At 41.4% G+C, this 14,071-nt stretch carries 12 protein-coding genes; 8 read left to right on the top strand and 4 right to left on the bottom strand.

The annotated features are described in order from the left end of the window. The 6 genes from rpsB to ACR2F3_RS07915 all read left to right on the top strand — a co-directional run. The coding region (gene rpsB, locus ACR2F3_RS07940; RefSeq protein ID WP_432709449.1) for a 30S ribosomal protein S2 at positions 1 to 754 on the top strand (754 nt) is incomplete at its 5' end. A gap of 99 nt (positions 755 to 853) precedes the next feature. Continuing rightward, a complete protein-coding gene (gene tsf, locus ACR2F3_RS07935; protein WP_432709448.1) occupies positions 854 to 1,690 on the top strand; it encodes a translation elongation factor Ts in 837 nt (278 codons plus the stop codon). A gap of 80 nt (positions 1,691 to 1,770) precedes the next feature. Then, positions 1,771 to 2,892 (top strand): N-acetylglucosamine-6-phosphate deacetylase, encoded by a 1,122-nt coding sequence (nagA, locus tag ACR2F3_RS07930; protein ID WP_432709447.1) that lies wholly within the window; start codon positions 1,771 to 1,773, stop codon positions 2,890 to 2,892. A gap of 23 nt (positions 2,893 to 2,915) precedes the next feature. Next, complete coding sequence (pyrH, locus tag ACR2F3_RS07925; protein ID WP_432709446.1) at positions 2,916 to 3,623, top strand: UMP kinase; 708 nt, start codon at positions 2,916 to 2,918, stop codon at positions 3,621 to 3,623. 34 nt (positions 3,624 to 3,657) lie between these two features. After that, the gene (gene frr, locus ACR2F3_RS07920) at positions 3,658 to 4,221 is read left to right on the top strand and encodes a ribosome recycling factor (protein WP_432709445.1); all 564 of its coding nucleotides are present in this window, start codon (positions 3,658 to 3,660) and stop codon (positions 4,219 to 4,221) included. A gap of 78 nt (positions 4,222 to 4,299) precedes the next feature. Continuing rightward, complete coding sequence (locus ACR2F3_RS07915) at positions 4,300 to 6,048, top strand: ABC transporter ATP-binding protein (protein WP_432709444.1); 1,749 nt, start codon at positions 4,300 to 4,302, stop codon at positions 6,046 to 6,048. On the opposite strand, the gene ACR2F3_RS07910 is transcribed toward ACR2F3_RS07915, so the two are convergent. The 4 genes from ACR2F3_RS07910 to ACR2F3_RS07895 all read right to left on the bottom strand — a co-directional run bounded on the left by ACR2F3_RS07910 (position 6,045) and on the right by ACR2F3_RS07895 (position 10,663). Beyond that, entirely contained in the window at positions 6,045 to 6,677 is a 633-nt protein-coding gene (locus tag ACR2F3_RS07910; protein ID WP_432709443.1) for a thiamine phosphate synthase, read from the bottom strand. The genes ACR2F3_RS07915 and ACR2F3_RS07910 overlap by 4 nt on opposite strands. 57 nt (positions 6,678 to 6,734) lie before the next feature. Beyond that, positions 6,735 to 9,191 carry a TonB-dependent receptor gene (locus ACR2F3_RS07905; protein WP_432709442.1) on the bottom strand — a complete coding sequence of 819 codons (2,457 nt, stop codon included), beginning with the start codon at positions 9,189 to 9,191 and terminating at the stop codon, positions 6,735 to 6,737. A 217-nt stretch (positions 9,192 to 9,408) separates the two neighbouring features. Continuing rightward, a complete protein-coding gene (locus ACR2F3_RS07900; RefSeq protein ID WP_432709441.1) occupies positions 9,409 to 9,936 on the bottom strand; it encodes an AAA family ATPase in 528 nt (175 codons plus the stop codon). A 202-nt stretch (positions 9,937 to 10,138) separates the two neighbouring features. Further along, complete coding sequence (locus ACR2F3_RS07895) at positions 10,139 to 10,663, bottom strand: hypothetical protein (RefSeq protein WP_432709440.1); 525 nt, start codon at positions 10,661 to 10,663, stop codon at positions 10,139 to 10,141. A 77-nt stretch (positions 10,664 to 10,740) separates the two neighbouring features. On the opposite strand from ACR2F3_RS07895, the gene ACR2F3_RS07890 reads away from it, so the two are divergent. Next, on the top strand, positions 10,741 to 11,052 hold the full coding sequence (locus ACR2F3_RS07890; RefSeq protein WP_432709439.1) for a carboxypeptidase regulatory-like domain-containing protein: 312 nt from the start codon (positions 10,741 to 10,743) through the stop codon (positions 11,050 to 11,052). Positions 11,053 to 11,186: 134 nt separating this feature from the next. Then, positions 11,187 to 14,003, top strand: a complete 2,817-nt coding sequence (carB, locus tag ACR2F3_RS07885; protein WP_432709438.1) for a carbamoyl-phosphate synthase large subunit — start codon at positions 11,187 to 11,189, stop codon at positions 14,001 to 14,003. Positions 14,004 to 14,071 lie beyond the last annotated feature (68 nt).

Here is a 14,071-nt window from a genome sequence, read left to right as displayed (position 1 = left end):
CCCTAAGATGGCGCCCTACATTTTCATGGAGCGTAATGGAATCCACATTATAGATTTAAACAAGACTTTAACTAAAACTGAAGAAGCTGCTTCTGCGATTAAACAAATCGTAAAATCTGGTCGCAAGATCTTATTTGTAGCGACTAAAAAACAAGCTAAAGAAATTGTTGCTGAACAAGCAAAAAAAGTAAACATGCCTTTCGTAACTGAGCGTTGGTTAGGTGGTATGTTAACTAACTTTCAAACTGTACGTAAGTCGATCAAAAAGATGTCTAACATCGACAAGATGACTAAAGATGGTACTTACTCGATTCTTTCTAAAAAAGAGCGTTTAATGATCCAACGTGAGCGTATTAAATTAGAAAGTTTATTAGGTGGTATTGCGGATTTAAACCGTTTACCAGCTGCTATCTTCTTAATTGATGTTAAAAAAGAGCATATCGCAGTAAGTGAAGCGTTGAAATTAAACATTCCAACTTTTGCTATGGTGGATACAAACTCTGATCCGTCAAACATTGATTTCCCTATTCCAGCGAATGATGATGCAACTAAATCAATCTCTTTAATTACTGATATCATTATCAAAGCAATTGAAGAAGGTTTAGATGAGCGTAAGCGTGAAAAAGACGACGAAGCAGAAAAAGAAGCTGTAGCTGCTAAAGCTGCTGCTGACGCTCCGGAAGTTAAAGAACCAGGCGAAAGAAAAAGAAAAGTAAGTGCTGAATCTTCTGAAGAAGGTACTAGCGAAGCGTAAATAATATATTTTGGGTTGTATGTTGTGTGTTGCGGGTTTTACTTACAACTAACAATATACGACCCATTATTTTTTTATAAAACTTAAAAGGAAACAAAAATGTCAGTACAAATTACTGCTGCAGATGTAAATAAATTACGCCAACAAACCGGTGCCGGTATGATGGATTGCAAAAAAGCATTAACAGAAGCAAATGGCGATTTCGAAGCAGCCGTTGATTACTTGCGTAAAAAAGGCGCTAAAGTAGCTGCTAGCCGTCAGGATCGTGATTCTAACGAAGGTGTTGTTATTGCTAAAGCAACAGCAGACGGAAAACGTGGTGTTGTGATTGAATTGAACTGTGAAACTGACTTTGTTGCTAAAAACACTGATTTCGTTGCCTTAGGTAATAAATTTGCTGATTTAGCAATCGAGAAAAACCCAGCAACTTTAGAAGAGCTTTTAGCTTTAGAAATTGATGGCGTTAAAGTTTCTGATATCATTGTAGAAAACACTGGTAAAATTGGTGAGAAAATTGGTATCTCTAAATTCGAAACCGTAACAGGCGAAAAAGTTGTTCCTTACATCCACGGTAACTACCGTTTAGGTGTTTTGGTTGCTTTAAACCAAGATGTTGCAGGTGTTGAAGAAGCTGGTAAAGACGTAGCGATGCAAATTGCTGCTATGAACCCGGTTGCTTTAGATAAAGACGGTGTTGATTCATCAGTTATCGAGCGCGAAACTGAAATTGCTAAAGAGCAAATTCGTGCGGAAGGCAAGCCTGAAGCAATGATTGAAAAAATTGCTGCTGGTAAATTGAATAAATTCTACAAAGACAGTACTTTGTTAAACCAGGAATTCGTTAAAGATTCTTCTAAAGACGTTCGTAAATTTTTAAACGATACTTCTAAAGATTTAACAGTTACTTCATTCAAACGTGTACAATTAGGTGCATAACCTTTTTGTTTAATGAATATAAAAAAAGTCCCTTATGGGACTTTTTTTATGCCTTATATTTAAGAAAACAGAATTTCCTTATGATAGCGATTACGAATGGTCGATTATTGACGACAGATGGTTTAGCCACGCAACAAACTGTATTTATAGAAAACGGCATTATCAAAGCCATTGGAGATGGGAATATACCTGCTGATTACGAGACTATTGATGCTGGTGGGGGCTATATTTTTCCGGGTTTTATCGACCTTCAAATTTATGGCAGTGGCGGAAACCTATTATCTGCTTTTCCAACAGTAGATACGCTAAGGCAAATGGATGCCGACTTAATCAGCAAGGGGACAACTGGTTTTCTGGCCTGTTTGGCTACCAATTCCCTGGAAGTTTTTTACGCGGCTATAGATGCGGCCAAAGCTTACCGTGCCGAGGCTAAAGCTTTCCTTGGTTTGCATTTAGAGGGCCCTTATTTGAATCCAAAACGTTTGGGCGCCCACATTCCTGATTGTGTGCGTAAAGCGACCTTAAGCGAGGTAAAGGCGTTAATTGAGTATGCAGAAGGTACGGTTAAAATGATGACCCTTGCTGCCGAACTGCAGGACCAGGAAGTAATCGACTACCTTGTTGAGCAGGGAGTGGTATTATCTTTAGGCCATAGCGATGCCAATTTTGAACAGGCCACCGCAGCATATAACAATGGCTTTTCTACCACGACCCATCTGTTTAATGCCATGCCATCAATTCACCACCGTGCTCCAAATTTACCAGTGGCTGTTTTTAGTCACCCAACAGCTGCAGCGAGCATCATTGCCGATGGCCAGCATGTAAACTATGAGGTGGTAAAAATGAGTTATCATTTGCTTAAAGACCGTTTGTTTCTGATTACTGATGCGGTTACAGCTTGTGAAGTTGGGCCTTACCAGCATCGCCTGGTGGGTGATAAGTTTACCATGGCTGATGGCACCCTTTCAGGTTCAAATATTACCTTACTTGATGCCATTAAAAACTGCGTCAACCATTGTGATATCCCATTACAGGCGGCGGTTAATATGGCCAGTCTGCATCCTGCCAGGGTAATGGGCATGGCGGACCATACGGGAAGTGTAGAGGTTGGAAAAACCGCTAACCTGCTGCTTTTAAATGAAAACTTGTCTTTGCAAAAAGCTTTTGTTGCTGGAGTTGAATATTTGATCGTTGATAATTAAAACAAATAGCTATTTTTGGAGTCATGAAGTATAAAAGGATCCTTTTAAAGTTAAGCGGCGAATCGCTGATGGGCGATAAGCAATACGGAATTGACAATGAGCGCGTTAGACAGTATGCTGAGGATATCAAAGCAGTGCATGCCCAAGGGCTGGAAATTGCAATTGTTATTGGCGGCGGCAATATATTCAGAGGCTTAAGTGCCGAAAAGTCGGGTATGGATCGTGCGCAAGCCGATTATATGGGCATGTTGGCTACCGTAATCAACAGCATGGCTTTACAGGATGCTTTAGAAAAAGTAGGGTTAAAAACCCGCTTACTTACAGCCATTAAAATGGAACAGATCTGTGAGCCTTTTATTCGCAGAAGAGCAGTAAGGCACCTTGAAAAAGGAAGAGTTGTTATTTTTGGTGCAGGTACAGGAAATCCATATTTCACCACCGATTCAGCAGCCGCTTTAAGGGCCATTGAAATTAAGGCAGATGTGGTATTAAAAGGTACCCGTGTTGATGGTATTTATACTGCTGATCCGGAAAAGGACAGTACAGCAACCCGTTACAGCAATATTTCTTTCAAAGAAGTATATGCAAAAGGGTTAAATGTAATGGATATGACCGCGTTTACGCTTTGCGAAGAGAATGAACTTCCAATCATTGTTTTTGACATGAACAAAACCGGTAACTTCATGAAAATTGCACAGGGCGAGGAGATCGGAACCCTGGTTAAAGGTTAATTACAGTTTTTAATTTGCATAAATAACATTTCATATGAATGACCTCATAAAGAAACAATTACAGGAAGCTCAGGCAACGATGGATAAAGCAATTTTACATTGCGAGTCGGAGTTGACAAAAATACGCGCAGGTAAAGCTTCTGCAGGTATGCTGGATGGAATTACGGTAGATTATTATGGAACACCAACTGCTTTAAGTCAGGTAGCCAGCATCAATACCCCTGATGCACGTACCTTGTTGATTCAGCCTTGGGAGAAAAACCTGCTTACGCCAATTGAGCGTGCTATAATGGAAGCCAACATAGGTATTAACCCTCAAAATGACGGGGTAGTGATCCGTTTGGTGGTACCACCATTGACAGAAGAACGCAGACGCGACTTGGTTAAAAAAGCAAAGGAAGAAGCAGAAAGAGGTAAAATTGCTATCCGTAACATCCGCAAAGATGCCAACGAAAAAATCAAACGTTTGAAAGGCGACGCAGTTTCTGATGATGAAATCAAAACCGGCGAAGGCGAGGTGCAAAAAATCACTGATGCTTACATTTTGAAAGTGGATAAACACATGGAAGCCAAAGAGAAAGACATTCTGACGGTATAATTTTCCCAAATATATTTTTATTATCATAAAAAGGGAATATGGCGAAAGCTGTATTCCCTTTTTCTATTTTTGCATTGAATGGACTTACTGCTGCAATACCTGAAAAATCATAAATGGACCGTTGCCCTCGCCCTTGTGCTTGCGGCCATCAATATCGGATTCTCATTAATCGACCCTTATATTACAGGCCGTATTGTGGATCAGTTTATTGAGAAAAAGGATGTGCTCAGTAAAAGCGAGTTTGTTTGGGGCGTGATTGGGTTGGTTGGCCTTGGTGTTGGTGCCGCCATGGTATCGCGCCTGGCAAAAAATTTCCAGGATTATTTTACCAGTATTGTGGTGCAGAAAGTTGGTGCCCGCATGTATGCCGATGGTCTTAAACGTTCGCTCGAGCTGCCTTACCAGGTATTTGAAGACCAGCGCAGTGGCGAAACTTTAGGCATCCTGCAGAAAGTACGCCTGGATACGGAGAAGTTCATTACCTCCTTTGTAAGTGTGATTTTTGTGAGTATCATTGGTATGATCTTCGTAATGGTATATTCTACATCTGTAAGCTATAAAGTGACGCTGATTTATCTGGCTGCTGTGCCTACCATTGGGATGGTAAGTTGGTTCCTGAGTAAAAAAATTAAAGTCATACAAAAGAAGATCGTTTCAGAAACCACCGCACTGGCGGGTTCCACAACAGAATCGCTTAGAAATATAGAATTGGTGAAAAGTCTTGGCCTGGCTAATCAGGAAATAGAGCGCCTGAATAAAACAACTTACCAGATATTAAGCCTTGAATTGAAGAAGGTAAAATATGTGCGCAGCATGAGTTTTGTGCAGGGTACAACTGTTAATTTTGTGCGAAGTTTGATGGTGGTGGTTTTGTTGATCCTGATTTTTGAAAACACCATTTCGGCGGGTCAATATTTTTCCTTCCTGTTTTATTCTTTTTTTCTATTCGGACCGCTGCAGGAGCTAGGTAATGTAATTTTGTATTGGCGTGAAGCGGAAGTGTCTTTAGGCAATTTTAAACGTATCCTGAATACGCCGGTTGATGAAAAGCCTAAAAATCCGGTTCAACTAGACAAAATTACACGACTATCCTTTAATGAAGTAAGTTTCCGTCATTTAACGGGGAAAAGCAATGCCTTAAACCATATTAGCTTTACGGTTGACCGTGGAGAGACCATCGCTTTTGTTGGCCCCTCAGGCTCTGGAAAAACCACCCTGGTGAAGTTATTAGTCGGTTTATATCAACCAGTAGAAGGGGAGGTGTTTTATAACGAAGTTTCAAGCCACAAGATCGATTTGGATCAGCTTCGTGAAAAGATTGGTTTTGTTACCCAAGATACGCAACTTTTTTCGGGCACTATAAGAGAAAACCTGCAGTTTGTGCGCCCTCATGCTACCGACGAGGAATGCCTGCATGTTTTGGAACAGGCTTCTTGTTATAATCTGATGGCCCGTGCCGAACATGGCCTAGATACTGTAATTGGTGAAGGTGGAGTAAAGGTATCTGGTGGTGAAAAGCAACGCCTTTCTATTGCAAGGGCACTGTTACGCCAGCCAGATATCTTAGTTTTCGATGAGGCGACTTCCTCTTTAGACTCGTTAACAGAAGAAGAAATCACCGGAACTATCCGGGAAATCTCTACACAAACCAGTCACATCAGCATATTAATTGCCCACAGGTTGTCGACCATCCGTCATGCCGACCGCATTTATGTGTTAGAAAAGGGCCATATTATTGAGCGGGGTAAACATGAAGACCTGCTGGCTGAAAAAGGCCTTTATTATGCCATGTGGCGCCAACAGGTTGGAGAGCGTGTGGAGGTTTAGCAAACTTTGTTGTAAAAATCTTCATATGCTTCACGCAGGTCGTCCGACTGGTTTATTGCGGCTGACACTGCAACGCCAAAGATGCCTGTTTCCATAAGGGGCTCCACATCTGTCAGTGTTACCCCACCTACCGCCAGGACAGGGAAATCAATGTTTAGTGCTTGTAGTTGTGCCATGGCGTCAGCATATCCTGCTACACCCAGTAAAGGAGCATTGTTGGGTTTTGTGGTGGTTACGCTAAAGGGGCCAAAACCTGCATAGTCGGCACCTTCTTCAAACAACCTGATCAGTCCGGCTACTGTGGTTGCTGAGCCACCGATGGTGGTCTCCTCACCAAGCTGTGCACGTAAGGTTTTAAAATCAGCATCAAAATCTTCCACATGGAAACCCTGTATATCTGCTTTACCCTTCAGCTGCACATGATCAGTAACGATCAGGGTTGCGCCCCAATCGTCACAAATCGTTGCTATTTCATGTATCTCGTTCAACAGCTCATCACCGCTTTTGGATAAACAGCGGTACTGTATCCATTTTGCCCCTGCTTCACAAGCCTGTTGGGTTTGTTCCACATGACTTATATGAGGCAGGTCGTGGGTAATAAATTGTAGTTTCTCTATGTATTTCTTCATCAGGTTAATTATTGTGTACCGGCATCAAAGTGTAGTTTATACCTTCAAGCCAGGCAACTAGAACTTCAAATTTAGTGAAAGTAAGAAGTTTGTACCTGCCTGTGGAAAATAAAAGTTCTCCGTTGTGGTAATACCTTGGTAAATGGAGCCGTAGGTATAGCCATTGCTTTCATATTTTTTATCGAAGACGTTGTTTACCAATAGCGACAAGTTGATGTTTTTTATACCATAAGCCTTAAAATCATAACCTGCACGCAGATTGCTTACAAAGTAAGCGGCTAACTTTCTCGACTCATTTTGTGTGTTGTCCAGGTATTGCTTGCTCACATATTTATTTTGCAAGGCTAAGGCGAAACCGGTAACCGGTTTATAAGCTAACTCTGCAAACAATACAGCAGCTGGTGAAAAGGATATGTCTGTGGAAGTGTATGCCGTCTCGACGGTATTGCTAATGTCACCATTATCATCATACTCATAGAGATAATCTATATAATCGCTGATCTTGTTGCGGCTTAAGGCGGCATTGGCGTTTAATACCAATTTCCTGTTCAGCACATACGATGCATCGAGTTCTACGCCGATGCGGTAACTTTCAGCTACATTCTGGCGTATCGATTCACCAACATCATTAATCTTACCGGTCACCACGAGCTGATCCTTGTAAAACATGCCATATACGTTCAAACCGGCGTTAAATCGGTCATTTTTAAAGCGGTAGCCTGCTTCTACATTGTTCAATCGTTCTGATTTAGGGAATAATCCGGCAGTGGCATTCACATAATCATCACGGTTTGGCTCCTTATTGGCCACACTATACGATGCGTAAACATTACTTTGATCCGTCAGGAAATAAGTGGCACCAACCTTAGGGTTAAAGAAGTTCATGTTGTCGTTAAGGTCAATCAGGTCCAGGTTTTTATCTGTACCGGCTACCTCATAATTCAGGTCACGATATTGGAGGTCGGCGAAAAGGCTAAGCTTTTCTGTCGGACTATAGATTACCTTTCCAAAGATGTTAAAATCCGTTTTATCACCCTGGTTGTGGTAGTAATGATCTCCATATTGGCCATTAGAAGCATATTGCGCCCAAATGATTTCACCGAAGTGTTTCCCGGCATACTCATTATAAGCGCCACCTAAGGTGAAAGTAACTTTGCTGGAAGGCTGGTAGTTGAAGTTATAGGTAACGCCATAAAAGTCGTTATCAAGCCACCTTCGGCGGATTAAATCTGTTCTTGTTAAGGTGCTGCCACCCAGATCTACGTTATCGAGGCCATAATTGCTAAACTTCTGATTAGTTCTAAATTCTTCGTAATAACCCCTGCCATCAGTGTAATGCAAGGCGCCATTAAAGGAAAATTGCTCGTTAAACTGCCGTGCATATAACAACTGGTAATGGTTTTGCCAATAGTTATCGGTTTGGTCTTTATAGGTGAACGAGTTATAAGTTCGATTCCCTGAATTTAAGAGCAGGCTGGCATCAGCTTCACTTAAGTAATTGCGGTTTATATAGGCTTGCATACCAGCTAGATCGCCATTTAAACGTGACTCTGGAATTCCATTCCAGGCCTGGTAAGTGGTTTCGGAACCTGCAAAAACATTGATCCGCAAAAGGTCTTTTTTGCCATGGTAAGCCCCTGATAAAAAGTATGATTTTAGGTCTGACGCTGCGCGGTCGATAAAACCATCTGATTTGATGCGCGATAATCGGCCATCAAAGCTAAATTTATCATTGATTAATCCGGTTCCTATTTTCACGGTGTTTTTCCAGGTGTCAAATGAGCCATAGGTATTGTTTACCTCGGCAAACGCATCTCTCGAAGGGGCGCTGGTTTGGACATTTAAACTTCCGCCAAAAGCGCCTGCACCATTGGTGGAGGTACCCACGCCACGCTGGATCTGGATATTTTCTACAGAGGAGGCAAAATCTGGCATGTTCACCCAGAAACTTCCCTGGCTTTCGCTGTCGTTATACGGGATGCCGTTCACCGTCACGTTGATGCGGGTGGCATCGCTACCACGCACCCTGATGCTGGTATAACCAATGCCTGCTCCGGCGTCAGAAGAAACCACCACACCTGGGGTATTGTTTAACAAGAAGGGCAGGTCCTGGCCAAAATTATTCTCACTAATTTCTTCTTTGTTTAAGTTGCGGTAAGTGGTTGCCGATTTTTCCGTGGCCCTTGTTCCCCTAACAATTACTTCATCGGCCAGGTAAGCTGATGGCGATAAAGTTAGGTCTAGCGTGAGGTCAGAAGCTAAGTTTACTGTTTTTTCAAGGGTCTCGTAGCCTATGTAAGATACGGTTAAGGTATAATTACCTGGTTTAAGGTTTTTGAACTGGTAATCGCCATTCCTGTTGGCGGTTGCACTTCGTTGTGCAGGTTTAAGCCTGATAGTCGCGCCAGTTAACGGTTGTTTTGCATCAGAAATTTTTCCTGAAATGGTTAATTGTGCCTTCGTTAACAACGGAAACAACAGCATGGCGGCTGCCATGAATAATAAATTTTTCAATTTTAAAAATTGTTTTTAGTTAAACAAACTGTAAGTAGGGGTACTCACAGATTAGTTAAACTCCATAACTCCAATCCCTCCGCCGGCATTATCCGGATCAGGTGCATACATCCAAACTTATGTGTAGTTTGATGTAATGGGTATGTTCTCAGCCTGTTTTTGTGTTTTTTACAAAACAAGGCACCCCTTTTTGATGATACAAATGTATAAATTTTATTTACTTCCGCAGAAAATTGTTAACTACTGCTGCCGCATTGTTAAAACGCTCAGTTGTACCGGATACAACCACGTAATTGGCATGTAGATTTTGCAGTTCCCGGTGCCATACCGCCATAAAGTGTTCGCGCAGGTTGGGGAAATCACGCAGGGAGTCTTCTTCCCAGGGAAGGTCAATATCCATTAACAGGTAAAGGTCGTAGGGGCGGGCATGCAGTCCATCAAGTACCACCTGAGGTGTTTCTCCGAATAGCTCATCGCACCATATCTTTACGGTGAGGATTGTGGTATCGCAAAAAACAAAGTCATTTTCGTTCGTGGCTAAAACCGATTCTTCCAATGCCACCTGACCATGATACATGTTAATTTCATCCTGCAAGGTGCAGGGACCTGTTAATGCCGCACAATAATAACGCGAATACTCGGGCACCCAGGGGCAGTTGTAATGCCTGGCCAGTTGCTTGCTGATTGTTGATTTTCCGGTGCTTTCCGGACCTACGATGGCGATTTTTTTTATTGATTTATTCACGATAAGTCCTTCTCCGGTTTAATAGCCTGACAACGCAATGTACCTATACACTTACATAAGTGTGGCCTAACATGCGACAAATTAAGTGATACCCAAATGATATTGCAAAAAAAATCCGGTATAGGTAAAACTCATACCGGATAATAAACCAAACAAACTATTTATGAAGAATATCCTTCCTAGGGAAGAATGCGTTAAATCATTAGTTAACCGTGTTGGGTGAAGAGCTAAAGCTTAATGCTGCTTTTACACTCACATCGGTTGTTAAACCATTTCTTAATACATACTCTGCTCTGATACGCAGGCTGTTTCCTTTGATGTAACTATCTAAGAAACGTGAATTGTCAATGTCTAGTACAAGTGAAGTTCCGATATTTTCTGAAACATCATTTCGTGACGCTACCATGACTTCACCACTGTTGCCGTTGGAAATAAATAACTTTACAGATTTGAACATACCCATACTCTGGGTATTTGGATTCGATGCACTTAGCTTTGCCGAAGCTATTCTAACTTCTTTAATATAGCTGTTTCCATTCTGATTTCCGAAAATCTCATCAAAACTACTGGCTGCACTTGTGGCAGAAACGGTGGTATTGGCTTTTGTAGATGCAGGAATAATTAGAGTTGCCGTATATGGAAAGCTGGATTTGATAATTGATTGTACTGTGGCACAGCCACTAATGCCTATTGAAACGGCCAAAAAGGCGATGATTAATTTTCTCATATTTAGCAAAGAAACAAAATTTGTTCCAAAGGCAGTTATTATGCATCTTTAAGGTACAACGGCTAAATCATAATTTTATGAAAAAAATCGCCTACACCTCCATCATCATCTTAAGTGTTTTATTTGCTTTTAAAGCAGCAAACAGTGGTGCCATGCAAGGTAAAATCAGTCCTCCGGAAGGTATTGCCGAAATCCTGATTATTGCTGGAACTGACACGCTGAAGGTGCCAAACCAAAGGGGGAATTTTATTGCTAAAGGCCTCAAACCTAATACTTACACAGTACATATAAAGGCTGTTCCACCTTATCAGGACTATATTTTGCAGGAAGTGGCGGTTATCGACAGTGTCACAACAGACATAGGGCAGATTAAACTCCTTCAGCGGTAATCCAATTCTTTTAATGGTTTTTTGAAAAACGTATCCAGTTTATGTGCTAAAAGCGTAACTTTGCACCCCGACAGAGTTGTCGGGATCTTTCTCTTCGTATTGAAAATCTCGCGAGCAAAACTTTTAAAAGCCATATGCCTAAAGACACTTCCATACGCTCCGTATTAATTATCGGATCCGGACCAATTATAATTGGTCAAGCCTGTGAATTTGATTATTCAGGATCCCAAGCAGCCTTATCCTTAAAAGAAGAAGGAATTGAAGTTTCCATTATTAACTCAAATCCTGCGACCATCATGACAGATAAGGTCATCGCTGACCATGTTTATCTTCGCCCTTTAACAGTCGACGCTATTGAAGAGATTTTAATTGAGCGGAAAATTGATGCTGTTTTACCTACTATGGGAGGCCAAACCGCCCTTAACCTTTGTAAAGAGGCTGAAGAACGCGGTGTTTGGGAAAAACATGGTGTTCGGGTAATCGGTGTTGACGTAGCCGCGATTGAGAAAACTGAAAACAGAGAAGCTTTCAAACAGCTGATGATCGATATCGGTGTTGGTGTAGCTACTTCCAGAATTGCCAATTCCTTTTTAGAAGGTAAAGAAGCAGCTCAGGAAATCGGTTATCCGTTGGTAATCCGTCCGTCTTATACCCTTGGTGGTTCGGGTGGCGGTTTCGTACACAAAAAAGAAGAATTTGATTTAGCATTAAAACGTGGTTTAGAAGCTTCTCCAACCCATGAAGTGTTGGTAGAACAAGCCGTTTTAGGTTGGAAAGAATATGAATTGGAGTTATTGAGAGATAGCAATGATAACGTAATTATCATTTGCTCGATCGAAAACTTCGACCCAATGGGTATCCATACCGGAGATTCCATTACGGTTGCTCCCGCCATGACTTTATCTGACCGTTGCTACCAGGAAATGCGTAACCAGGCCATCAAAATGATGCGTGCAATTGGTAATTTTGCCGGTGGATGTAACGTACAGTTCTCGGTAAATCCAATTAACGATGAGATTATTGCGATTGAGATCAATCCAAGGGTTTCCCGTTCTTCGGCACTTGCCAGTAAAGCAACAGGTTATCCAATTGCCAAAATCGCTTCAAAATTAGCGATCGGCTATAACCTTGATGAAATAGAAAACCAGATCACTAAAACAACCTCTGCTTATTTTGAGCCGAGTTTAGATTACGTGATCGTAAAAATTCCTCGCTGGAATTTTGATAAATTTAAAGGTGCCAACATGGAACTAGGCCTGCAGATGAAATCTGTTGGTGAAGTGATGGCCATCGGACGTACTTTTATTGAAGCCCTACAAAAAGCTTGTCAGAGTTTAGAAATTGGCAGAGCCGGATTAGGTGCAGATGGTAAAAACGTTCGCAGTATTGACGAAATCATGTACGGTTTGGAGCATCCAAGCTGGAACAGATTGTTCCTGATTAAAGATGCCATGGCTATGGGCGTACCTTTGGAATCAATTCGTAAGGTTACCCGTATCGACAAATGGTTCTTATCTCAAATCCAGGAACTTGTTCAACTGGAAACTGAGTTAAAAAGATATACGCTTAACAACGTGCCTAAAGACTTCATGTTGACCTTAAAGCAAAAGGGCTATTCCGATATCCAGATTGCTCATTTATTAGGCAATGTAACCGAAGACGAGGTTTTTGAACGCAGAAGATCATTAGGTATCAAACGTGTTTATAAAATGGTAGATACGTGTGCTGCTGAGTTTGCTGCACAAACTCCTTACTACTATTCTACTTTTGAAGAAGAGAATGAATCCATTCCTTCAGACAGAAAGAAAATCATTGTTCTTGGTTCAGGCCCGAACCGTATTGGGCAGGGTATAGAATTCGACTATTCTTGTGTACATGGCTTATTGGCAGCTAAGGAATCTGGTTTTGAATCCATCATGATCAACTGTAATCCTGAAACGGTATCTACCGATTTCAATATGGCCGACAAGCTTTACTTTGAGCCGGTTTTCTGGGAGCATGTTCGTGAGATCATTGACCTTGAAAAACCTGAAGGTGTTATTGTACAACTTGGTGGTCAGACGGCTTTGAAAATGGCTGAAAAACTACATGAGAACGGAATCAAAATCATCGGTACTTCATTTAATGATATGGATGTTGCCGAAGACCGTGGTCGTTTCTCTGACTTGTTAAAAGAATTGGATATCCCTTATCCAAGATATGGTGTAGCCGAAAACGCTGAAGAAGCAATTGTAGTTGCTAATGAAGTGGGTTACCCGGTACTGGTTCGCCCTAGTTATGTATTAGGCGGGCAAGGCATGAGCATTGTAATCAATGACGAAGACCTGGAGAAAGCCGTAGTGAAGTTATTAGGTGATCTTCCTGGAAACCGTGTATTGATTGACCATTTCCTTGACCGTGCAGAAGAAACTGAATCAGATTCAATCTGTGATGGAGAAGATGTACACATCATTGGTTTAATGGAACACATTGAGCCTGCTGGTATTCACTCTGGAGATTCTTTCGCTGTATTGCCTCCTTTCAGTCTTTCTGAAAAGGTAATTAACGATATGGAAACCTATTCTAAAAAAATTGCCAGAGCATTAAACGTAAGGGGTTTATTAAACATCCAGTTTGCAGTTAAGGATGATAAGGTATATGTGATTGAGGCCAACCCAAGGGCGTCTCGTACGGTACCTTTCATTGCTAAAGCATACGATGTTCCTTATATCAATATTGCAGCAAAAGTAATGTTAGGCGTTGCGAAACTGAAAGACTTCACCATCGAACGTAAGCTGGAAGGTTATGCCATTAAAGAGCCTGTTTTCTCTTACGAGAAGTTCCCTGAAGTAACCAAGGAATTAGGTCCTGAAATGAAATCAACCGGAGAGTCGATTCGTTTTATTAAAGATCTGGAAGATCCTTATTTCAGAAAGTTATATAAAGACAAATCAATGTACTTATCTAAATAAGTATATAACATATAATACGATGCGGGTGGTCATTAATTGATCACCCGCTTTTTTTATGGGATTTCTCG

The organism is Pedobacter sp., assembly GCF_045627485.1.
GTDB lineage: Bacteria > Bacteroidota > Bacteroidia > Sphingobacteriales > Sphingobacteriaceae > Pedobacter.
The sequence above is the reverse complement of the archived record's forward strand: the minus strand, read 5'-3'. Positions and strand labels throughout refer to the sequence as shown.

Bases quoted from the DNA above. Each gene is read 5' to 3' on its own strand.
- tsf (WP_432709448.1), top strand. From the start codon at position 854: ATGTCAGTACAAATTACTGCTGCAGATGTAAATAAATTACGCCAACAA.
- nagA (WP_432709447.1), top strand. From the start codon at position 1,771: ATGATAGCGATTACGAATGGTCGATTATTGACGACAGATGGTTTAGCC.
- pyrH (WP_432709446.1), top strand. From the start codon at position 2,916: ATGAAGTATAAAAGGATCCTTTTAAAGTTAAGCGGCGAATCGCTGATG.
- frr (WP_432709445.1), top strand. From the start codon at position 3,658: ATGAATGACCTCATAAAGAAACAATTACAGGAAGCTCAGGCAACGATG.
- ACR2F3_RS07915 (WP_432709444.1), top strand. From the start codon at position 4,300: ATGGACTTACTGCTGCAATACCTGAAAAATCATAAATGGACCGTTGCC.
- ACR2F3_RS07910 (WP_432709443.1), bottom strand. From the start codon at position 6,677: ATGAAGAAATACATAGAGAAACTACAATTTATTACCCACGACCTGCCT.
- ACR2F3_RS07895 (WP_432709440.1), bottom strand. From the start codon at position 10,663: ATGAGAAAATTAATCATCGCCTTTTTGGCCGTTTCAATAGGCATTAGT.
- ACR2F3_RS07890 (WP_432709439.1), top strand. From the start codon at position 10,741: ATGAAAAAAATCGCCTACACCTCCATCATCATCTTAAGTGTTTTATTT.
- carB (WP_432709438.1), top strand. From the start codon at position 11,187: ATGCCTAAAGACACTTCCATACGCTCCGTATTAATTATCGGATCCGGA.